23 protein-coding genes are annotated in these 22,724 nt (G+C 38.7%); 14 read left to right on the top strand and 9 right to left on the bottom strand.

From position 1 onward, the window contains the following. The 14 genes from ACHUE3_RS08145 (at position 1) to ACHUE3_RS08080 (ending at position 13,554) form a co-directional block, all read left to right on the top strand. A complete protein-coding gene (locus tag ACHUE3_RS08145) occupies positions 1 to 1,284 on the top strand; it encodes a hypothetical protein (RefSeq protein ID WP_394191940.1) in 1,284 nt (427 codons plus the stop codon). Then, positions 1,274 to 2,053, top strand: a complete 780-nt coding sequence (locus ACHUE3_RS08140; protein WP_394191938.1) for an AAC(3) family N-acetyltransferase — start codon at positions 1,274 to 1,276, stop codon at positions 2,051 to 2,053. Before ACHUE3_RS08145 ends, ACHUE3_RS08140 begins: the two co-directional genes overlap by 11 nt. Positions 2,054 to 2,232: 179 nt before the next feature. Further along, a complete protein-coding gene (locus ACHUE3_RS08135; protein ID WP_394191936.1) occupies positions 2,233 to 2,742 on the top strand; it encodes a WbuC family cupin fold metalloprotein in 510 nt (169 codons plus the stop codon). Continuing rightward, the gene (locus ACHUE3_RS08130; protein WP_394191934.1) at positions 2,729 to 3,673 is read left to right on the top strand and encodes a Gfo/Idh/MocA family protein; all 945 of its coding nucleotides are present in this window, start codon (positions 2,729 to 2,731) and stop codon (positions 3,671 to 3,673) included. The genes ACHUE3_RS08135 and ACHUE3_RS08130 overlap by 14 nt, the downstream gene beginning before the upstream one ends. Then, on the top strand, positions 3,670 to 4,890 hold the full coding sequence (locus tag ACHUE3_RS08125; RefSeq protein WP_394191932.1) for a DegT/DnrJ/EryC1/StrS family aminotransferase: 1,221 nt from the start codon (positions 3,670 to 3,672) through the stop codon (positions 4,888 to 4,890). Before ACHUE3_RS08130 ends, ACHUE3_RS08125 begins: the two co-directional genes overlap by 4 nt. 9 nt (positions 4,891 to 4,899) lie before the next feature. After that, positions 4,900 to 6,180, top strand: coding sequence for a methyltransferase domain-containing protein (locus ACHUE3_RS08120; RefSeq protein WP_394191930.1), 1,281 nt, complete (start codon positions 4,900 to 4,902; stop codon positions 6,178 to 6,180). Continuing rightward, entirely contained in the window at positions 6,161 to 7,222 is a 1,062-nt protein-coding gene (locus tag ACHUE3_RS08115) for a Gfo/Idh/MocA family protein (RefSeq protein WP_394191928.1), read from the top strand. Before ACHUE3_RS08120 ends, ACHUE3_RS08115 begins: the two co-directional genes overlap by 20 nt. Further along, positions 7,201 to 8,085, top strand: coding sequence for an SDR family oxidoreductase (locus ACHUE3_RS08110; protein WP_394191926.1), 885 nt, complete (start codon positions 7,201 to 7,203; stop codon positions 8,083 to 8,085). The genes ACHUE3_RS08115 and ACHUE3_RS08110 overlap by 22 nt, the downstream gene beginning before the upstream one ends. Then, on the top strand, positions 8,073 to 9,539 hold the full coding sequence (locus ACHUE3_RS08105) for a PfkB family carbohydrate kinase (protein WP_394191924.1): 1,467 nt from the start codon (positions 8,073 to 8,075) through the stop codon (positions 9,537 to 9,539). Before ACHUE3_RS08110 ends, ACHUE3_RS08105 begins: the two co-directional genes overlap by 13 nt. Then, positions 9,536 to 10,255 carry a nucleotidyltransferase family protein gene (locus tag ACHUE3_RS08100; protein WP_394191922.1) on the top strand — a complete coding sequence of 240 codons (720 nt, stop codon included), beginning with the start codon at positions 9,536 to 9,538 and terminating at the stop codon, positions 10,253 to 10,255. Before ACHUE3_RS08105 ends, ACHUE3_RS08100 begins: the two co-directional genes overlap by 4 nt. A 30-nt stretch (positions 10,256 to 10,285) precedes the next feature. Further along, positions 10,286 to 11,743 (top strand): AMP-binding protein, encoded by a 1,458-nt coding sequence (locus ACHUE3_RS08095; protein WP_394191920.1) that lies wholly within the window; start codon positions 10,286 to 10,288, stop codon positions 11,741 to 11,743. Continuing rightward, on the top strand, positions 11,743 to 12,000 hold the full coding sequence (locus ACHUE3_RS08090; RefSeq protein WP_394191918.1) for a hypothetical protein: 258 nt from the start codon (positions 11,743 to 11,745) through the stop codon (positions 11,998 to 12,000). The genes ACHUE3_RS08095 and ACHUE3_RS08090 overlap by 1 nt, the downstream gene beginning before the upstream one ends. Further along, on the top strand, positions 11,993 to 12,727 hold the full coding sequence (locus ACHUE3_RS08085) for a hypothetical protein (protein WP_058559738.1): 735 nt from the start codon (positions 11,993 to 11,995) through the stop codon (positions 12,725 to 12,727). The genes ACHUE3_RS08090 and ACHUE3_RS08085 overlap by 8 nt, the downstream gene beginning before the upstream one ends. Continuing rightward, complete coding sequence (locus ACHUE3_RS08080) at positions 12,724 to 13,554, top strand: AAC(3) family N-acetyltransferase (RefSeq protein WP_394191916.1); 831 nt, start codon at positions 12,724 to 12,726, stop codon at positions 13,552 to 13,554. The genes ACHUE3_RS08085 and ACHUE3_RS08080 overlap by 4 nt, the downstream gene beginning before the upstream one ends. Here the strand turns inward: ACHUE3_RS08080 and ACHUE3_RS08075 are convergent. From ACHUE3_RS08075 to ACHUE3_RS08035, 9 genes are all read right to left on the bottom strand, one after another. Then, positions 13,536 to 14,915, bottom strand: coding sequence for an NAD(P)-binding protein (locus ACHUE3_RS08075; RefSeq protein ID WP_394191914.1), 1,380 nt, complete (start codon positions 14,913 to 14,915; stop codon positions 13,536 to 13,538). The two genes, ACHUE3_RS08080 and ACHUE3_RS08075, sit on opposite strands and share 19 nt — an antisense overlap. Before the next feature lie 61 nt (positions 14,916 to 14,976). Further along, on the bottom strand, positions 14,977 to 15,633 hold the full coding sequence (locus tag ACHUE3_RS08070) for a class I SAM-dependent methyltransferase (protein ID WP_394191912.1): 657 nt from the start codon (positions 15,631 to 15,633) through the stop codon (positions 14,977 to 14,979). Position 15,634: 1 nt separating this feature from the next. Beyond that, the gene (locus ACHUE3_RS08065; protein WP_394191910.1) at positions 15,635 to 16,942 is read right to left on the bottom strand and encodes a DUF4910 domain-containing protein; all 1,308 of its coding nucleotides are present in this window, start codon (positions 16,940 to 16,942) and stop codon (positions 15,635 to 15,637) included. Between the two features lie 2 nt (positions 16,943 to 16,944). Continuing rightward, the gene (locus tag ACHUE3_RS08060) at positions 16,945 to 19,026 is read right to left on the bottom strand and encodes a motility associated factor glycosyltransferase family protein (RefSeq protein WP_394191908.1); all 2,082 of its coding nucleotides are present in this window, start codon (positions 19,024 to 19,026) and stop codon (positions 16,945 to 16,947) included. Between the two features lie 9 nt (positions 19,027 to 19,035). Continuing rightward, positions 19,036 to 19,335, bottom strand: a complete 300-nt coding sequence (locus tag ACHUE3_RS08055; RefSeq protein WP_394191906.1) for a hypothetical protein — start codon at positions 19,333 to 19,335, stop codon at positions 19,036 to 19,038. Beyond that, complete coding sequence (fliS, locus tag ACHUE3_RS08050; protein WP_394191904.1) at positions 19,325 to 19,753, bottom strand: flagellar export chaperone FliS; 429 nt, start codon at positions 19,751 to 19,753, stop codon at positions 19,325 to 19,327. The genes ACHUE3_RS08055 and fliS overlap by 11 nt, the downstream gene beginning before the upstream one ends. A gap of 28 nt (positions 19,754 to 19,781) precedes the next feature. Further along, positions 19,782 to 21,191 carry a flagellar filament capping protein FliD gene (gene fliD, locus ACHUE3_RS08045; RefSeq protein WP_394191902.1) on the bottom strand — a complete coding sequence of 470 codons (1,410 nt, stop codon included), beginning with the start codon at positions 21,189 to 21,191 and terminating at the stop codon, positions 19,782 to 19,784. A gap of 31 nt (positions 21,192 to 21,222) precedes the next feature. After that, positions 21,223 to 21,657 carry a flagellar protein FlaG gene (locus ACHUE3_RS08040; protein ID WP_211183613.1) on the bottom strand — a complete coding sequence of 145 codons (435 nt, stop codon included), beginning with the start codon at positions 21,655 to 21,657 and terminating at the stop codon, positions 21,223 to 21,225. A gap of 77 nt (positions 21,658 to 21,734) precedes the next feature. Next, on the bottom strand, positions 21,735 to 22,724 hold the full coding sequence (locus tag ACHUE3_RS08035) for a flagellin N-terminal helical domain-containing protein (protein WP_394191900.1): 990 nt from the start codon (positions 22,722 to 22,724) through the stop codon (positions 21,735 to 21,737).

The raw sequence follows: 22,724 nt of genomic DNA, 5'->3' as shown, positions 1-22,724 counted from the left end.
ATGAATACCTCACACATCGTATTATATGGCATAAATAGCGTCACAGACATATTGCTTAAACAATATCCAAATGCAATATTAGCAACAACAGCTGGTAGTGAAAATTATAAAAGCAAACAAGTTTATAGCCTTGCTGAACTTGCACGAGAGGACAAAAAAAGTATTGGAAAAATAATTATTTGTTCAATGTTTGTCGACAATATTGCGAATTCATTGATCGAAGTGGGCTTTGAACTATCAAAAATTGATTTTTATAATATTACTTACTGCCAAGTTATGCGCTGCGCTGAAACTATCCGACAAGGGAATAAATCAGAGCAAGTATTACATGTAGTGTATGATCTTAATGTAAACCTCCCATGCTTTGATGCTTTGAGCTTTGCAGCCGTTGCTGAAGCGCATAGAGTTAAATTAGGCCTAAAGAACATTCACTTTTACGTACTTTCTCCTGAAATGAATGACAATAAACTTTCATTCTCTGCTAACTACTCTGAAAGTGAAAGAAATTGGCGAATAACCAATATAGTGAGACCGATTTTCGAAAGCTTCTCATCTTATGTTGGAACTACAGATATTACGAATAGAGATGAACTGAATCACTTCATTGAATCCAAAGAACACGTATTCCCTGCTTCAATTTTATCTGAGGGCACGGGCAAAGCTTATGGTTTGCGTAAATTAGAAACATACTATGATGCTGGAATACCATTACCCGAATTAACTGTACCTTGCTCAGCGCAAGCCATGGTAGACAGGTTACTACTGAGTGAAGAAGCCGCTGGTAAAAAGCTAATTACGCTAACGCTACGAAATACGGAAACCCATCCGGAGAGAAACTCTCCTATTACCCCTTGGCAGGCGTTTATTGAGTCACTTGATAAACAGCAGTTTTTCCCCATTATAATTAGGGATACATCCGAGTGCTTAAGTCCAAGTTCACTTTCAAGCATTGCCTTAGAGCTACCTGCTGCCTCTGTTAATTTTCATTTAAGGATTGCACTCTATAACTCAGCATATATAAATTTGAGCTCATCAGGTGGCCCAAGCTTTGCCTATTACTTTCTTAAAGATTGCTCTTCTATAAGATATTCACCGATTGACGATAGACATTTTGCAACATCAAAAACAACCCTAGAAAGAGCAGGATTTAAAATCGGGCAAGAGCAATTCTTTACACAAAATGGTACTCATCAAATACCGTACGATATAGAAACCACTGAGTCTATTCGCTCTTACTTTTACCAACAATGTGCGATTTTGGAGCGCCTAACTGATGAAGTTTAATAAGTGGCTAGAAGACACCTTGTTTCGGCCTATGGGTGTAAACAGCCAAAGTACAATAATGGTTCATAGTGCCTTCAAACAGTTAAGCAAGCAAAATGTACGAGCTGAGTCAGTTTGCAAGTATTTATCACGTTACTTCTACGAAGGTAATGTGATAATGCCGACAATGACATGGCGCACAGTGAACAAAGAAAACTGCGTTTTTGATGAAAAGGCAACTCCCTCTCATACAGGCATACTCTCTGAGATATTTAGGACACATTTTGCCACCCACCGTAGCCTGCACCCTACACACTCGGTCGCAGCTCTAGGTGTTGATGCTCAATACCTAACTCATGCTCACCATTTAAATTCAGGGCCTTGCTCAAAAACTAGTCCCTACGGCCTTATAGAAGGCTCTCATTTGAGAAGCACTGCTTTTATTCTTTTAATTGGCGTGGCATTGGAAAGTTGCACCTATATTCACTTATTTGAGGAAATCTACAATCCTGACGCTTTTCTTGTTATTGACGACACGCCCTATTATCTAAAAACTAAGTCAGGCGAAACCCAATTCTATGAGTTAAAACGACATACAAAACGGACTCGGGATTTTCATCAATTCGGTAAAAAGTTAGCCAATATCAGTGGTATTAAAATGTCTCAATACGGAAACTGTGATATAACACTAGTCAATGTTAATAAATTATCACAGGTATTGCATGAAGAGTTTATCAAAACACAGTATGCGACCTTTTGTAATCACTCTTACCAAATTGACAGCAAATGATACGCCATAAACTTACCACTACTTAACAATTTTAAAAATTAATGTAGCTATGTTGCACTCTATAGAACACGATGCTCACACTTATAAAAAGTTTGAGAAGCAATACAAGTAAAAGGTGTTTAATCAAAATCAATAATTATTATTGGTACCGTGAATACATTTGATAAAGACAACATAAAATGACTAACGCAAAACAAATTGATGAACCAATCATTTACCTCTCTTCACAACACCTTTGTGAACTGAAACAACTTGCCAAAACCTCTGAGATTGGGCGTTTTAGGTTTTGTTTACATAAAGATCATACTGCTTCCATTCAAGAAATGATCATCTGTCTGCATGGCGACAATTACTTTGCGCCGCACCGCCACCCCGCTGGAGTGGTCGAGTCCTATCATATGATTCAGGGCGAAATGGATATCTATACATTTGACGATAAAGGGCTGATAGTGGGTTGCACACGCCTCAGTGCATTGGACTTAGAAACCATGGACAGCACATTTTTCCATAAAGTCACTACACCCGTTTATCATACTGTTGTACCACGAAGTCAGTTTGTCTTATACCACGAAGTACTCACTGGCCCTTGGTTACCCGATCATACCAATCAGATAGCGCCTTTTGCGCCAGAAAGCTCGGACCAAAAAGCGGTCCGTCAATTTATTGAGGGCCTGAATGAATTCAAATAATATGAAGCTAAACCTTGCCGTCGTTGGTGTTGGTCGCTGGGGTAAAAACGTCGTTAGAACCATTCTTGAAGAAATGCCTAACGTACGTCTGTCGCATATTGTGACCAGTAATCCAGCGGTCAAAAACCAATATGAAAACAAGCTATCTGTTTTGCCAAACTGGAGCATGCTGTTAGAGCACAAAGATGAATTCGATTGCATTGTAGCTGCATTGCCGCCTGATATTAGTCTTGAACTAGCACAAGACGTTTTACCCTTGGGGATCCCACTCTTTATCGAAAAGCCCCTTGCAATGAATTACATAGGTGCACAAACGCTTTTATCCTTAGCACAGCAGAATAACAGCATTATACAAGTCAATCACATTGACCTGTATAACCCTGCCGTCGATGAAATTAGATCACGGCTTAGCAAGCAGCCCGTATTCATTAAAGGTACGATTGGTTCAGCCTACCCACATCACGCTGTAATGAGCCCTCTCTGGGAGTACTCCCCGCACTTTATTGCAGTAGCTTTAAAAATCGCACAGGCTCCACTGGTTTCATTGAAGGCAACATATTTACCAATCCCTAACCCACTGCGAGACAATGAACGCCGAGAGCTGGTGTTATTGATGTTAAAATTTGCCGACGGTTCCGAGACCGAGATTCATGCTGGGAACGGTATGGAAGACAAAACAAGGACGCTCGCTATTCGTCAAGCACAAGACCAATATCTATTTATCGACCGTGCTGATGTACCACTCAGAATTAATGAACAGGCTATCTCAATTGACACTCGCCTGCCTTTAACTAAATCTTTATTACAATTTGCCAATAAGGTGATTCATCAAGACACTGATCTAGAGGACTTTATCAGTGGCGTTGAAGTGATTAGAATCCTCGAACTGGCAGATAGTTCGCTACAGCAAGGAGAAACAATTAAATTATGAGTACCGAAAAATCCTCTTTGGCACTATACGGTGGAGAGCCAGCCATTTTGAATAGTTTTCCTGATCGTAAAGCGTTTGGTGAGTCTGAAGAAAGGGCCGTTTTAGATGTACTAGATTTTTATCGCGATAAGGGGGAAGACCCCTGCTATCGAGGCCCTTTTGAGCGGCAGTTATGTTCTTCATTTTCGGATTATATGGGAGGAGGTTATACGGTTGCTGTCGCTACTGGCACGGCTTCGGTGTATGTGGCATTAGCTGCACTTGAATTGCCCAAAGACGGCGAAGTTATTATTTCTCCTGTAACAGATGCGGGCCCACTGAGTGCTATTATTATGCAACAGATGGTGCCTATCGTAGCAGACTCTGAGCCGAATAGTTTCAATACCAGTTGGCACCAAATTGAGAAAAAGATTACTGACAAGACCAGCTGTATATTGTTAGTGCACTGTGCCGGTCTGCCGACAGATGTTGATGTAATTGTCAGAGAAGCCAAAAAGCGCGGTATTAAGGTTTTAGAGGACTGCGCTCAAGCACCCGGCGCAAGTCTCCATGGAAAACTAGTTGGAAGCTATGGTGATATAATGGCGACATCCACTATGTATCGTAAAAACATCGCATCGCCTGGCAGTGGTGGATTAATCTTCTGTAAAGATGAAGCGCTGTATCAAAACGTACTCGCACATTCTGACCGCGGAAAACCGCTTTGGTCACAAGACTATATAGAACGAGATCCATCGCAACACCTATTTCCAGCACTGAACTGGAATACCAATGACTTCAGTTGTGCTGTCGCGCTATCCTCTTTAAAACGTTTGCCACAAACCATCGCCAAAAGAAACGCCTTTACAGAAGCCATTCAAGCACGCTTAAATGCAGAGTCACAAGTGTGTAGCATAGCTCCGTGGCAAGGTACGCCATCGGTGTTTTATATTCAAGTTTTGGTGGATGTTGAGAAAATTGCTCAGTGTAAGCATGAATATTGTCAGGCACTTATCGCTGAAGGTGTGCCAATGAACCCACATTACAAATTTTTGATCTCTGACTGGCAATGGTCGCACGAATATTTCAACACGCCTACCGATACGCCGAATGCCACGAGTGTACGTGACCGTTCCTTTAACCTCTATGTCAACGAAAACTATGACGAGTCACATGTAAGTGCTATCGTAAAAGCCATTTTAAAAGTAGACCAATATTTTATAACTCTTACACCCTAAGTGAATGATATGAAATCAGAAAAAAATAAATTAACCACAAAACGAGACAACTGCAGGCTATGTTTAAGCAACAATGTACTAGTGGCTATCCCCTTCGAAGCAACGCCCTTAGCTGAAAAGTATGTTTCTGATCTCAATAGCCCTCAGGCACCTGCTTTACCTGTTGACCTATACATATGCAACGATTGTGGGCATGTGCAAATCCTAGATGTTGTTGATCCGACTTATTTATGGGCTGACTACACCTACCATTCAGGACAGACACAAGGGATTATAAACCACTTCAAAGAAGTTTCCGAAATGGTACTAAATCTATATGGAGCATTCGAAAAGAAATTTGCGATTGATGTAGGCAGCAATGATGGTACATTTTTGAAGTGTTTTAAACAAAAAGGCTTCAAAGTTTTGGGGATTGACCCTGCGAGTGCTATCGCAGCAAAAGCAACCCTCGAAGGTATTGAAACAATTGCCGATCTGATGACAGAAGAGAAAGGGAAGTTCATTAGTAAACATTATGGCACAGCTGGCTTAGTGACGGCATTCAATGTGTTTGCACACGCTGACGAAATGATTGACCTGCTTAAAGGCATTACTCAAGTATTAGACAATGACGGGCTCTTTGTTTTTGAAGTGTCCTATCTAAAAGATATCATAGATAAAATGCTTATTGGCACCATCTTCCATGAACATTTATGCAATCACTCATTACAGCCCCTCGTCAAGTTTTTAGCCGCAGAAGGGCTAGAAGTAATACACGTTGAACATGTATCTATCCAAGGCGGCTCAATCATCGGGTTTGCTCAGCACAAAGGCGCAACGAGAAAAGCGCAGCCTTCTGTTGCTGCAATGCTAGCAAGTGAAGAAGCAGCAAACCTCCACTCCATAGAAGCTATGAATTCGTTTGTTGCTCGATTGAATAGTATGAAGCAAGAGGTAAAAGCATTAGCAGATTCTTCCTTGTCGAAGAACGGCATAATTGCAGGGTACGGTGCCGCACGAAGTGGCCCAATGCTTGTTACGCAGTTTGAATTAGGCAATCAAATTAGTGAAATTTACGATGATCACCCGCAAAAAGTTGGTAAATATACTCCCCGTGATCATATTTTGGTTAAAGCAACTTCTGCATTAAATGAAACACAACCAAATTTAGTGGTCATTTTAGCTTGGATCCATGCTAAGGCAATTGTTAAAAAGCATATAGATTACCTTGAAAATGGCGGACAATTCCTGAGTTTAACACCAACAGTGCAATTAATTACTAAAGAGAACTATGCTGATTTCATCGTCTAAAATAAAACTCGGCTTTGTAGGTGCGGGCTTTATTGGTCAAGTTGCGCATTTAGAAAATTATGCGCAACTTGAAGATTGCGTACTTCATGCTATTGCTGATTTACGACCAAAATTACGTGAACAAGTAGCTAATAAATACGCGATCGCACATCGCTTTGAAACACACACTGACCTTTTAAATAACACTAATATAGACGCTGTCATAATTGTAACAGCCCGCGTTCACACAGCCAAAGTAGTAAGGGACTGCTTACTCGCTGGCAAGCACGTTTTCAGCGAAAAACCCATGGCAGGTAATAGCAAAATTGCAGCTGAATTGGTTGACCTTGCCACGCAAAAAGGCTTGGTATATTGCGTTGGCTACATGAAGCGGCATGACCAAGGGGTCATCAAGGCCAAACAACTATTTGATCAAGTCATGGCTGACAATTCTCTGGGAAACCTGCTTCAGGTTAGTGCACAGTGTTATATGGGAGACAGTTATTGTAAGGCAGCTGGTTATATTCACGGCATGGAGCAAAGACCACAAATGCAAGATGAAGCCTTATTTGCTCCCCACTGGCTAAAGGAAGAACATAAAGCGATATTTGCACGCTATGTCAATGTGCATTCACATTTACTCAACCTGATCCGAAATTTTTTGAATACGACGCCAAGCGTAGAGTACTTTAATTACGTATCTCCTTTGGCACATATATGTGTGATGCGCACCGAATCACAGCTGATCGTCCTTGAAACCGGGGAAGTGAATCAAAAAGATTGGCAGGAAAAATGTTTCTTCATATTTGAACATGGCCAGCTCATCATAACTTTACCTCCCGCACTTCTACGCAATGTGCCAGCGCAAATAGAGTTACGCAAAAATGGGAATGTTTCAGAGAACATTCAATTCCAAGTAGAGTGGTCTTGGTCTTTTAAAAATCAAGCCAATGCGTTTATTCAGGACGTTAGGAATAGAAATACTGACAGTACCATAAGCGCACAGCAAGCATTAACAGATATTCAGTTAGCAGAGGCAATATGGAAAAAGCTCAGCAATTAACGCCGATTATATTTGGGGCTAGTGGTCTACTCGGAGGCCACTTATATCAACATTTTTGTACACAAAACCCTAACACAATTGGTACCTATGGCAAACACCAGAGTGCTGGGTTGCAACACTATGATCTTGAAAGCTCGTCGCTAGATGATTTACAACTTGATGGTAGCCAGGATTACACTGCTATTATCTGCGCCTCGCTAACGAATATTGCCCAAATTAACGCAGAGCCTGAACAAACCGCTGACGTCAATGTACATGCGTCTAATCGCCTTATGACGTCGCTGCACCGACACCAGATCCCAATTTTGTTCATTTCAACAGATAATGTCTTTTCGGGCACCCATGGCAATTATTACGACGATAATAACGAAGCGGCAGTGTCTGAATATGGCATCCAAAAGCGCAAAAACGAGTCTCATTTAATGTCTATCACCAATGGTGCAGCATGCGTGCTTCGCTTAACAAAAATTATCGGCAATAGCTCTGATGATAGTACGCTGCTCAACGATATTGCCAAACAGCTACACTCAGGGGAAGTTGTCAGAGCAGCGTCAGATCTGATTTTTAACCCTACCGCGATTGAAGATATCGTCCATGCCGTTGATTACCTCATTCAACACAGAACTCAGGGCATTTATAACTTTTGCAATCCAGACTCATATAGTCGATTGGAATTAACGCGTCTAATGGCCAAAGCACTGGGTAAAGGTGCCGGTAAAATAGAGCCAATCCTGTTCTCTGAATTAGACCTTTCAGGAAAGCGCCCGTTGAACACTAGCATGGTTAACTCTGAGCTATTTGCAGACTTTAGCTTCAAGTCGATCCACACATGTATTGAGGAACAAGTAGTATGGCAAAGTTAAACATTACACCCAGATGCGTTATTGTTAAGGGTAATTTCGATGTATTGCACCCAGGCCATATCAGACTTTTAAGCTTTGCCCGTAGTTGCGGTGATAAACTCATTGTCGCTGTTAATACTGACAAAGCAATGGCTATAAAAAGCAGGATAGATGAAAATCATAGGTTAGAGATGATTAGTTCTCTTGAATGCGTTGATGCTGCTTTCTTAACATCTAAATCATCGGTTGAAATAGTAAAGAAGTACAAGCCTTATGCAGTTGTAAAAGGGAAAGAGTTTGAAGCTCGTGAAAACCCTGAAATGGAAGCTCTATCAACCTATGGTGGCAAACTCATTTTTGGCTCTGGAGAATTTGAAAGTATTGCAGAACAATATCTGCAAAAAGCAACGAAGCTAGGTATTAACTTCGACTTTTCAGAAGCAAAAGCATTTGCTCAGCGCCATAATATTACTAGTGAAGCACTTAATAAGCTAATAACCAATTTTACAAAACTTAAAGTACTGGTTATCGGTGAAGTTATCGTGGACGAATACATTCATGGTAATGCAGTTGGCATGTCACAAGAAGATCCCACGATTGTGATAACACCTCATAGGGTTGAAAAATTCTTAGGGGGAGCGGCTATTACTGCTGGTCATTTAAAGGCGATGGGGGCAAGTCAAGTTTCTTTAGTTTCCGTCATTGGTAATGATGAAGCTGGAGTATATGCCAAAGAAAAAATTTCTAACTATCATGTCGATGCAAACTTACTGCTCGATAATACCAGACCAACACCTTTAAAAACTCGATATAGAGCCTCGAAGAAAACACTATTACGAGTGAATCAAGTTAGGCAACATAAAATCTCTAAAGAATTACAATCTAAAATATTAAAAAAATTAGAGAGTATTATTCCATCGTTAGATTTATTTGTATTTTCTGATTTCAACTATGGTCTCCTTCCGCAAGCACTTGTTGAGAGTATTACACACCGTTGTAAACAGTATAATGTAAAAATGGTTGCTGATAGCCAAACATCCTCTCAAATAGGTGATATTTCAAGATATTGCGGGATGGATTTAATTACCCCAACCGAGAGAGAAGCTCGAGTTGCTTTAAACAACCCTGATGACGGTTTAGTGATTTTAGCGCATAAATTAACAAACCGTTCTACACCCAAAAACCTAGTGATTACTTTAGGTGAGGAAGGTATTTTTATTCACATACCAAAAGAAAATAAAGAAGACTGGGAGAACGATAGGCTACCTGCATTTAATCGAAATGCAACCGACTCGGCAGGTGCCGGTGACTGCTTTTTATCGGCTAGCTCTTTGTCATTGGCCATAAACGCATCCCCTTGGGAAGCATTTTACTTAGGAAGTCTAGCCGCTGCATGTCAGGTAGACTCCCTGGGAAACACTCCATTATCATACCAGGTATTAAAACAAGCAATTTCAGAATCATTTAAAATATGAGAGCCATTTTATTAGCAGCAGGTTTAGGAACAAGACTTAAACCGATTACGAATACTATTCCGAAATGCTTGGTCCCAATTAATGGTAAACCCCTTTTAGGAATATGGATTGAAAAGCTGGTAGTACTTGGGGTTGAAGAAATATTCATAAATACCCATTACTTCAGTGACAAAGTTGAAGAGTTTATAAACGACTCACCATACAAGGAAAAAGTAACTTTAGTTCAAGAGAAAAGTTTGCTTGGTACTGGTGGTACTTTAATAACAAATTCAGACTTTTGGAAAGATGACACCACACTCATTATTCATGCTGATAACTATTGCGAAGATACCCTTACTAATTTTGTAGAAGCCCATTCAAAAAGACCCAAAAAGTGTGATGCTACGCTTTTACTTTTTGAATCTGCTACTCCCTCTGCATGCGGTATTGTTGAACTTGATTCAGACGGTTCAATCCAAAGGTTTCATGAAAAAGTATCCAATCCACCAAGTAACCTAGCAAGCGGAGCATTGTTTTTATTCTCCGAAGGAGTGTATGAAAAATACTTTTCACACTTTAAACAGGAAAGCTTCTATGAGATTAGCCTCGACATGGTGCCTTTATTATTGGGCAGTCTTTATAGCTATAAAACCCATCTGAGATATATAGATATAGGCACTCCACAAGCTTATAATAAACTTCAAACTGAGTTGCTGGCTATCAACAAACCTGCTTAATATTAAGATAAATTAAAACTAGGATATAAAGTGAAGTTATCTGAGAAACTTAAAAACAGCATTGCAAGCCATTCAAAACTTCCTGCAATTTTGGTTGATAATCAATATATTACTTATGAACAGCTTGCAAGTTACGCTAATAATATTAACACGAGTGAAATAAGTGATGCTGAGCAAGTTGGAATTTTAAGTTACCGAGATGCTCACTATTATAGTACCGTACTTGCCTGCGCTTTGGATTCACGAACATTTATACCGCTTGGGGTAAAACTGCCAATAGCTAGATTGGCTTCAATCATAAAGCAAGGCAACTTAAAGTATGTTTTATACAGTAAAAAATATTTGTCGATTAGCCAGGCATTAATAAAAGCACTCCCAGATAAAGTATTTGTATGTTTGGACGATATGGTCAATAAAAGCATTGTATCAACCAAATCACTACAAGCTCGCAGCCTATCCAATATCGCTTATGTTTTATTTACTTCAGGTTCTACAGGCTCACCAAAAGGTGTGCCTATTAGCATTGCGAATCTTGGGTCTTATCTTGATACTATGTGTGAGTCTTTACCACTTAGCAATACTGATAAGGTTAGCCAAGTATTTGACCCAACGTTTGATCTCAGCATGCATGATATATTTATTACTTGGCTGCAAGGTGCTTGTCTTTACGTAGTGCCTGAAACCGCTATATTTGCGCCAGGTAAATTCATTAAACAACACGGGCTTACAGTGTGGTTTAGTGTCCCTTCTACTGCATCAATTATGGCTAAACTAGGAATGCTTAAAAATGATGCCTATCCTAGCCTTCGTGTGAGTCAGTTTTGTGGTGAGCCCTTACCTAGAACACTCGCTCTGCAATGGCAAAAAGCAGCACCAAACAGCAAGGTTATTAATTTATACGGACCAACTGAGGCTACAATAGCATGCAGTAGATATGTATTTGATTGTAATGATGATAGTGATAGTAGCTATATTCCTCTGGGTAAAGCACTTAAAAACATGAGCTTTGATTTAGATGCACAAGGTGAGCTTTTGATTTCGGGGCCTCAAGTATTTTCTGGGTATTTAAATGACAATATTAAAACTCAGCAATGTTTAATTAAAACAAATAACATTACCCATTATCGAAGTGGTGATCTCGTAAAGCGTGATGCTCAAGGAGTATTTCACTATATTAGCCGTGTAGATGACCAAGTTAAAATCCAGGGATACCGCGTTGAGCTATCCGAAGTAAATACACTAGCACAAAATTTTTTATCAAACCCTTTGGTACAGGCTATCGCAACGCCAATACAGCAACCTCAAAGTTTGACTTTATTTATTTGTAATCCAGCCGATAAAGAAAGTGAGCAAACACTGATTGATTACTTAAAGCAACAGCTGCCACTTTATATGGTGCCCAAAAAGATTATATGGATCGATTCCATGCCACTAAATAGTAATGGTAAAATTGATAAGAGCGCCCTACATACCATGACGGAGAAATAATGAGCTTAACAAATTCGATTGAACAAGCTATCAATAATAAATTAATAGAAAAGCATGGTGAGCAAATACTCATATCATTGAATAAACAGGATAGTTTAATAAGTTCAGGTCTTTTAGATTCACTTGATTTTATTAGTATGTTGATGGAAATAGAAAACAGCTTAAATCTTAATATTGATTTTGAAGAAGCAGACCCTGTGCAATTTACTTCTTATAGTGGCCTAATACAGCTGCTTAGTGAGTCAGCTAATGCCTAACAAAGTGAACTGGCAAGAAATATATAATACGGAATATGTAAATGCTCCTGAGTGTTGGAAAACATGCGGTGGTTACTGCTGTAAAAATTTTTACGGAGAGCATTTTAATATCCTAGACAAAAGCGGTGTATCTTTACCTCTTCTTGAAAATGAGTATGAGTACTATAAATCAATTGGTGGTATTAAAAACATTACTACACCAGCAAAAAAGCGCACATTTACGCTTTCAAACGGTAAAAGCTTCAGTATCTACTTGCTCTCTTGCCAGTGTGGTGGTTTATGTGAACCTCATGGACACAGACCCTTAGTTTGCAGAATATATCCCTATTTCCCTATAGTAGATGCGTTTGGTACTGTTATTGACTTTGAGTATTCCGCTTTAATGGATCTTTTTTACCGTGATCCTGATAATAACCATAAATGTACGCTGGTTAGAGAGCAAGCCATAAAGTTGAAACGTGAACTTACAGTTTCTATGAAACCACTATTACGTGATCCTGAAGTAGTTTTTATCTTTAGGTGTTTGAAGGAGCTTGTAGACCGCCTCAAAGAAAAAATGGGGGGCTTTATTGATACCTTAGATGAATCACAGAAAAAAAAGTTTATTGCTAAATATGAATGGATGATTCTGTCAGGCAAGCCCTGGAAAGATCCCGCTTTTTCAAAAAGAATTGATACTATCTACGACGAAGTGAAAGCAGCTTTCGGCAATGAGGACTTTTTGTGAGAAGTATCAGCCAAGAACAAATTATCGCAACATTACATTCAGTTGGTATCAACATGAATGATAGTGTGTTTATACACTCTTCATTATTTACACTTGGCGCTATAGAAAACCACTCAGTAAAAGAAGTGCCTGAGGCGTTTCTAAACAGCTTTAAAACTGCAATTGGTGATAACGGTAATATATTTATGCCAGCCTTTAATTATCAATTCCCACGTAGTCGCAAAGAAGATTTGCGCTCACAAGAATGTGTCTTAGGGTATTGGCCTGAGTGGTTTCGACAACAACCAAATGTAGTACGCTCAGGGCACCCTATGTTCTCAATTTGCGGTTTAGGGCCTGATGTGGCAAAAATCTGTTTACCCAAAAAACCTGAATATTATGCCTTTGCAGAAAACTCAACGTTTAGTAGGTTAATAGAACAAGATACAGTGCTTGTACTGCAAGGCATTGGCCTTAGAGTCGCCACGGTGATTGTTCAAATAGAAGCAATGTTAGGATTAAAATACCGGTTTAATAAGCCCTTTACCGGTGTGACAACGCTCACAAATGGAGAAGAGGCTAACGGTACTTTTTACCACTTTTGCTTTCCTATAAATAATGCCTACAGGGAAGACTATTCCATGTTAGAAGCTGCATTATTAAACTCAGGGATTATGAAACAAGCCCAACTTGGAAGATCATTTATCTATACAATAAAGATGAAAGCACTTTATCATTTTGTAAAAGACTTTGTTGCTGATAACCAATTTGCATTGCTCAACTCTACACCATCTGAACTATATCGTTTTGAAAATGGACAAGAAGTCTCTTATTCTGTCGATAAATAATTTTTTATATCGTTATATGCGGCAACGAGTACATCAGCTTGTCGCCATTGTTTACCACCTGATCTGCCTGAAATAATTATATTATCGACACTGTTTTTTAATGTATCAAAATTAGCTTGATTAGTTTTTTCAAATTCTAAAGTTGGCACCGGAAAAGTGCCATGTATGACCTGTTTAACATGACTGATACATGTAGCACCTGCGCCGACAACGTGCATTTTCTTTAATGTAGTCACAATTTCATCCACGTCATACTGCTCCACTTCTTCTGGCCTGCATAAAATTTCTGACGACAAATTCGCATGCTGACTCTTAGTGCTGAGATTAGGGTATAACGTCAACCTAAATATATCCGTTTGATGATCCCACACCCATAGATAATGCGATTTTTGATCAAGTAAAGGCAAGTCAAAATTCAAATGAAATACAATAGCAGTTCTAAGTTCTGGCTTGTTATAAACTAAAGGTAAGCCTAATGCTTTTAAGGCAATAAACGGAGGAGCACTCCAAAATAACAACTGACACTCAAGGATTTCTGCTTTATTAGTAAGCTTTACTCCCGTGATCTGCCGTCCATTAGTCTCTATCTTCTCTATTGATGAAGAAAGTACAACCTCAACTCCAGCGCTTTTAAGTTTAGTTACTAAATACTCAACCCAAGACTCAATGCCTTTATTTTCTAATGGATAAAAGTAATTTGGAGTTTTTGAGTTGTCTTTGGTTTGTCTTTCATGAAAATGCGCTTGCGTTTGATATCCAATTTTAGCATCAAAAGTAGGAATATTTTTCAGTGCATTTGCAACATCGGGCTCAAAAGCAAGAATGCGAGTAAAGCCAAATAGTCCTGCTGCGACCGTTAATGTATTTAAATCTGTATGTTTACCATAGAGCTTATACAGAATTGGTTTAATAATATGCTGGGTAAACGTCTTGCCTAATGTTTCTTCGCAATAGGAGAGTATAAGCGGGCTACCACTAGCTGAGGTTGCTTGAATAAGCTCAGCGCAACCTTGATAATACACCTCACTCGCAAGTTTGTGACTATCTGGAAACGGAGAGTTTAAATCCCACTCACCGGCAAAGTAATTACCTGATTGCAGTTTCTCTATTACATGCCAATAGCGCTCTCTACTTTCTAACTCACCAAATAATAAAGTATCAAGTTCGTTTATCCCAGTTTCGTTTGGTATGTGCGATCCCATATCATAATGCGCACCAGAATCATCTTTTACCGAACAAAATAGACCACCAACACGCTCACTTTGCTCAATAATCGTGACTTTCTTAAAAGACTGTTTGAGCAGTAATGCCGCCATTAAGCCACATATACCACCACCAACAACGATTGTTGAATCTTGCATAATATTTCTCCAAGAAACTACTAAGTAGTAGTTATAAGATAACTATCCGTAATTACGTAATTTATGAAGCAGAAGGCTTATGTGCAAAAATCGTTCTTTGTGCAGAAGTGATCTGTTCATTATGATCATAAGAAACGTCGTATGATTGCTGTGATATTACAAATTTACTAAATAACTCACTAACATCATTTTTAGAAGCAAAAAAGAGACCATCAATATCAGGAAAGTAATTAGGTAAAAACTCTCTCGCAAACCCATCTTGCTGATATTTTGCTGTTATAAATGCAGGGTGCGTATCCGCATACATAGTAGAAAAGATACAACCGCCAGGTTTTAACACTCGGTAAGATTCACGCAAAGCAACTAAAATATCAGGGCGAGGGGCACAGTTTAACGCGCTTCTATCTATAACTAAATCGAACGAATTATCTTGCCAAGGTAACTGAGTAAAATGACCATTAACAAGAACAGCCTCAAGCTCTAACTTTGTTAAGCGCTCTTGGGCAAAGGACAAAGCAGCCGATGATATATCAATCCCAGCTACATCAACGCCCTCCTCTGCCATAAAAACAACATTATTTCCTGCGCCACACCCTAACTCTAATACGCTTAGGTTTGGTTTAGTGCGTTTTAATCGCATGACCAATGAAACTATCGCATCATAAGGGTATTTATTTAATTGCCTACCTTGCTGGTAAATGTTCTGCCAAGTTGCCACTTTACTTCATGACCAAAAGTGCTTGATGTTCTAATTTTTCGATGGCTGACGCCATGTCTGAAACATTGCACCCGTATTTATCAGCAATCTCAATTGAGTCATGCTCTCCATCACTATAATTTAGCAACATCTTAATATGATTAAGCTCATCAAGTTGACTAACGCGCTCTTTACTAAAGAAACTTAATGTTGGGTATAATCCTTTACTCCCTAGATTAGGCTCTCCGAATGGGAGTGTATTCTCAAAAGTTGCTGATTGCTCAAAAGCCAAAAATATCTTTTCTAATTTATCAATACTATCAAGCAGTGGCTTTATTCCCATAAACGCTTTTGTATCAAGGGATGTATGGTATTGATGGTAGCCTGAGTGAAAGCTACGGCTGACGCAACATACTGGCAACTGGAAGCCTGGTGAATTGTATTGCCTCTCATCAGAGCCACTTAAAGGGCTGAACTCTATATTATTATGGTTAAAATCATGTTTATTCAAATGATAAAGTAATTTGTCCAACAATCCATCGTCATTGCGGCTATGTTTAAACACTAAGTTTTCAGGTGCTCCTCCCATACAGTTAATCACTAACCCTGAAACCAAGTTCTCCTTAAAGTGCTCTCCCATTAAATGTAACAGCCCTAAACTGCCTATTGTTTCTGGGTGTAATGCAAAACGATAAGAATAGCGGCGTTTAGGCCACTTCTTAATGCGGTGGTATAAGCCTAAAAGCACTAAAGGGCCACTCAGCTCATTATTCGCCATTGATGGATGACATAGATATGAACTTAGTAATACTTCTTGTTTTGATTCACCATTTAAAACTGATTGGGCGATATCCAACGAACCATCTACAAACTGACTCTTAATTACAGCTTTGTATGTTCCCTCTTTAAGTTGTTCACGTATTTCATGAGCGATACAAAAACCCCAACGCTTTTTATAGTAGCTAGTAACATAAGGGATTGCCGTTGGCTGCTCAGGTAGGCTATATAAGTGCTTTTGAAGCTCTTCAAGGCTAAGCTCTATTTCTACAGATTCTGAGTAATTAACGACCTCAATATTCAATCGCTGCATATCAGCAATTTTCTCTCCATCAGGCCCTAATAAATAAGCATCTTCACAATGCCACTCCTTAGGTACAGTCCAATCAAATATTTTTTCACCAGAAGCAATAGAAGAAATATTAAGCGGCATATACCGCGAGAGAATACTATAACTTTGTCGTAAGCCTGGACCTGTTATAGAACGAAGAATAGGGAAAAGCTCATCAAATAACTCACTGTAGAAAGCCTCTGATTCTTGGTAATCTGTCACTATTATTCCTTTCCTAAGTCACATTTTTCATCATAGTGGATTTTATAATCAGCCATTATCTCTTGGATATAACATTTCCATAACTTATTTAGCTGTTTATATTTTTCTAAACAAAATACTTCGTCTTCATATTGATACAAAAGTGTAATCATCGGGCAGTGATAATATAACAGTGAGCCTTTTATAATGTGAAAAATGTGCCCAAGAGTAGTGCCTTTTAACGAATAAACATATCTTGCTTGACGCTGTAGCTGTTTCGCCGCAGTGGCACGTTCAGTAATATTCTCATCAATAATTGATAATAAATGTTCACAGATCTCTTCAAGCTTATCAATAGCAATGAACCTATCTTCAACATCATCGATTGGCAATTCTGTAAAAAAATCATTCTTTATATTGCTTATAGCCAGATCTTTATCTATCTCTCTTTCTATATCTATCAAATGTTCTACCGCTGTCGGAATAGCCCCTTGAAGCTTGGCACCATGACCAACATTAATACAGCTTGTTACTTTATAATGTGCTAACAATTTCTCCAATTGCACATGAGCCACAAAAAACAAATCATTTGTTATTACACTCTCACTTAGGTTCCCTTTCAACACTCTTCCATCGAACTCTAAGCATGTATACCCTAGTGTATCATCATCGTTATTTACTTTATAGATGCTATCTTTACTATGATGAGAACCAGATAACTGTTTGCCGTTATCAACACCAAACAGATAAATATTACGAAACCCCATGTGTAAAAAAAATGAAAGAGCTGCATTTGCCACAACAGGGTTGCAAAAAGGAATTAGCGGCAAGCCTTGATATATATGGGTAAGACATAAAACTTCCATTAAACATGTCCCCGCCTCATTACCTTTTCCCGCTATTCCTGCCCATTTATAACGTTTATTAGTATCGGGATATAAGGTATTCAGACCCAACAAATTCACTTTTTTATATTCATCAGCAGGGAAAATATCACCAAAAATTTTGTAGTTCGAATATGGCCGTTCAACTAATACGTGGAAGTCAACTGGGATACCCTTATTATATAATGACGCTATGGCCGTTCCCGCAGCAATTACGATCCCTTTTTGATGGTTATTTTTTAAAAAAACTTCAGCCTCATCCAGTGATGGACCATTACCAACGATAAATATAGGCGTATCAAAGTCCATTTCCTGGGTCGTCTTCGTTAGTAACGCAGCTTTATTTCGAATATGGTGGATACAATGGGCTAGACCTGTTATTGCATCGTTATAGAAACCATGACCAAACTGAAAACGAAAGTAATCATTACTCCATTGCTTAATTAAATCGTTTAATTCAACCCCAGGTGTATGTTGATAACAAAAGCTACGAACTAAGGAAAACGCCCCGATATCTTCAGCTATTTTTTCAATATCCGTTATAAAGGATTCATGATTTACACCTAAGTGAAAAAATAGACATCCCCCATCAGTATCGACTTTATTTATAACTTCAAACCAATCAGTGCAAAATAAACTCGCAAAAAATTGTTCAAAATCTGGTTCAACTAAAAAGGTATAATCAAATTGAGTTTGCTCCAAAAGAAGCGGAACATGATAACCGAGTCCGATACCAAAAATAATAGCAGAAGGAAACGAAGAGGGTAATTTACCTAGTCGAGGCTTATCTTCAGCCCTAACATTTTTCATAAATTGAGTTAATTTGGTCATGTATCGAATATGAATACGAGTATCATCATCGTTTTCTGGATAGCCCGTGTAATCAGTAAAACTGAACGCGGGGTTTGAAGTTTGCATATGTATTTGTTTTTTAGTTTGGGCCATTGGGTCTTGTGAATAAAGTAAAGTACTTCCACCACTTGGTATAAAATTACCATGCCCGGACTCTGTAACATGTAAGCAAAAGTCATCTTTGGTTTTAAAGTTTTTTATTGCTATTGCTATATCAGGGAAAAACTCAGCAAAACACTCAAAATTCTTTTCAAATCGCTCATTTGCTTCTGTAGCAAAAATCGCCTCTCTTTCTTGATGTTTAATAGTTTTTTCAAGTTTTTCTGAGATGTGCTCAAGCTCGTTATTAATATCTATATTCTTTATCATGTCGGTTACCTACTTGATATTTTTATACACATTTATTTTTTTTTGCGTATTAATATGAACACCAAGTTCTTTTGCAGCCTGCTGTTTTTTGAGGCTTATTTCTAATATCGTAGTATTCAATTTGATTGAAAAATCCGATAAAAATAACACATCGTTTTCGCTGAGGTTCTCAGGTGAGGCAAAGAGTGCTTTCAATGTTCTATCAATTAATAGTAACTTGCTTTGAGCTGACTCTATATCACCTTCAGCTAAATATTGATTAATTACAGACAAATCGGGGGCTAACTGAGATAATAAACTAGCCGACATTAGCATCTATACCATTTTCACTAAGTGTTTTTTCTCGAACGTCATGAGGAATAGCATCCCAAGCAGACTTTATTTCTTTTAATAAATTAGAGACTTCGTCAACAATTACAGGGTCATTTTTTATTGTTGCATCAACTAAGCGATCTATCATGTAGGAGTAAAGTGCATATAAGTTATCCGTCACTTCTCCACCGACTTTAAAGTCTAAACAGCCTCTTAAAGCTTCAATAATAGCAGTCGCTTTAGATAAATGCTCGGCCTTCGCTTCCATATGTTTTTTTTCAATAGCAACTTTAGACATCACCATTTTTTCAATCGCACCCGCCATTAACATCTGAATTATTTCATAGCGATCAGCACCGGCAACACGGGTCTTGAGTGCTTCTTTCTGATAATTTTTTACTTTGGCGTTATACATATTAAAACCCTTTTAAATCAAAATTCATTTATGATTTGTTTCTTGTAAATCCAGGTAAGCTTGCAAGCTGCGCTCCTAAGTACTGTTGTGTTGATTGCATTTGCGCCAGTAACACATCTAATCCCGCATATTGCTTTCTAAGCCTACTTTCTAATTCGGTCATTCTAAATTCATGCTTTAGCACATCATCTTCTAAATCAGTGACCTGTGTATTTAAATTGTCTTCTCGTTGCTTTAAAATACCTTTTGAACTTACGTAATTATCTAGAAAAGATTCAAATTGCTTAGCAACACCATTCTCACCTGCAAAAGCCTTGCCAATATCATCAAAATTTTCATCCATTGCTGTATTTAAGCTACGGACTAAAGTTGATTTTTCTAGGTAACCTTCTTTATCAACGCCTAGGCCAATATCAAAAATACTCGAAAAAGGCCCAGCATCCGTTAAGTTAGTAGAAAGCATATTGACCATTTGCGAACTCAAAGTACGCACGGTTGCATCGCTATTTAAAGGTTTACCTACTCTCGATTGCAGGCCTAACTGCCCTATAGCATTGTTATAATTAGCAATAAATTCATCAATTAATTTTGTAACGCTCTCACGGTCATAGCTAACAGCCAACTTTGCCGTCTCTCCATCAACGCTTTGTCGTTTAGCGGTGATCGTCATATCTTGTACAGCATCTTTAAAGGTATTTGTGTCATTAGTAATCTCAATACCATCAACTTTAATTACTGCGCTTTTTGCTTTATTTTCATCTGCTATACCAATACCACCGCTACCAGGAGCTCCTCCATTAGCATCAGTGGATACATTATCAAGCTCAGCATTATCATTGGTGATTACCAAGTCATTATTAGCGCCACTTACACTTGAAGTAAGAACCAACTTTGACTCTGTACCAGTATTTATTATATTTGCTGTTACACCAAAATTATCATCCGAGTCATTAATTGCGTCACGCAAATCAGCTAATGTCGCACCTGCATCGAGAGTTAGATCAAAGCTTTTGTCTCCAGCAGCAAATGACAAGGTGCCTCCAGAAGCAGTAACCACATCATCCGTTGCCGTAAACAAACCAGCATTTGATGTCGCGCGACTGCCTTGAGCAAGTGCTAAAACTTCAATTTTAAAATTACCAGGCGTAATATCTTTTGTCGGTGTAACAGCAATTAAATCGCCGTCGTCACTAGTAGGTTGGCTAATATTGGCTATGCGTTTATTGAAATTATCAGGATCTGCTAGCTTTTTTATTGTGTCTTGTAGCTTGGATAACGCAGACTTGATCTCTCCGATTGAAGATAATTCAACTTCTAACGACTTATCCTTTTTTGCAAAAGCATTCATTTTTGGAACATTTTCGGCATCAACAGTTGCTTTAATGATACTTTCGAGATCCAGCCCAGATCCAATACCTGCAGATGTTATAAGTGGCATACTTCTCTCCTACTATCTGTTCCAAAAAATATCATACGGTTTGATTTAGTAACAAACCTTTGCTAGTAAGTTTATCGGCAAATTCATCTAAAGCTTTAGCAACTTCTCTAAACTCTTCAGTTGGAATTTCACGAATAACTTCTTCGCTTGTTTTATCAAACACTTTGATTATTGGCGGATCGCCCTGCTCATCAAATTCAAACTTCAAATTTGTTGCCGTCACAGGTATATATTTATTTAATTTCTCTAAGTTTTCTTTCACTTCGTCGATCAATGCTTTTCTTTCACTTTCAGAATCAAGTTGCTGACTATCATCAACAAGTGCGGGCTCTCTACCAGCAATTTTTGTACCAGCTTGTTCAACAGTTGCTTTTTTACTTGCTTCGTTTAACTCATTTTTATTTGTAAAAGATGAATTAGCGGTGACGTTTTCACTCGATTTAATTATTCCACCTAAGTCAGCCATAGTAGCTCTCCTTCAAAATACAAACAAAGTATAAGTCATTACCGAGACAATATCTCAATAATGACCTAATTAACCGTCTAGCCTAGTAACGATAATGCTACTTGTGGACGCTGGTTTGCTTGACTCAAAATAGATTGGCTTGCTTGTTGTAATATTTGTGATTTAGTCAAATTAGCTGTTTCGGCAGCAAAGTCAGTATCTTTGATACGAGACTGTGCAGCAGATAAGTTTTCTGAGATATTAGATTGATTTCGAATCGTTGATTGAAAACGATTTTGCACAGCACCGAGTTCTGCACGTTTTTTATCAACTACCGCAATCATTGCATCCATACCAGCAAACACTGCTTGTGCATTCGCTTGTGATGAAACACTTATTCCATCAGCCGTGAATACACTAGCGAAAGTAAGCGCTGAAGCAGCGGTTACTCCGCCTCCCATAGTACTGACATTAGCAGCTAAATCTTTGAAACCATCTCCAGTAACAGAACTTGCAACCCCAGCAATACCTGAAAGTGTAAATCCGCCCTGACCTGCAACGGAGTAACCACTACCATCGGTATTCGCCGTGTTTGTTCCTACATCTTTCATGCTAAAGCCGATTGTTTGTACTGCATCAGCCCCTACTTGAAACTTAGCATCATAAGTACCATCAAGTAAGTTTTGCCCACCAAAAGTAGTATCAGCAGCAACACGATTCACCTCTTCTGATAGCGAACGAATCTCTTCTTGGATCGCTAAACGATCTTCATCGGTATTCGAACCATTAGACGCTTGTTGCGCAAGCGTTCGAACACGTTGAAACATTGATGTTACTTCATCAAGGGCGCCCTCAGCAGTTTGAGCTAGAGAAATACCGTCATTTGCATTTCGGTTACCTTGATTTAAACCGTTAACCTGAGAAGTTAAACGATTCGATATTTGCATACCTGCAGCATCATCTTTTGCACTATTAATGCGAAAACCTGAAGATAGTCGTTGAAAGGATGTATCGAGCGAGTTACCAGATTTCATCAACTGGCGTTGTGCGTTCAATGAACTCACATTAGTATTTACATATAAAGCCAT

Origin of the sequence: Pseudoalteromonas atlantica (genome assembly GCF_043641955.1) — a bacterium.
Lineage (GTDB): Bacteria > Pseudomonadota > Gammaproteobacteria > Enterobacterales > Alteromonadaceae > Pseudoalteromonas > Pseudoalteromonas atlantica_A.
Note: the sequence above shows the minus strand (reverse complement) of the source record. Positions and strands in the feature narration are given on the sequence as shown.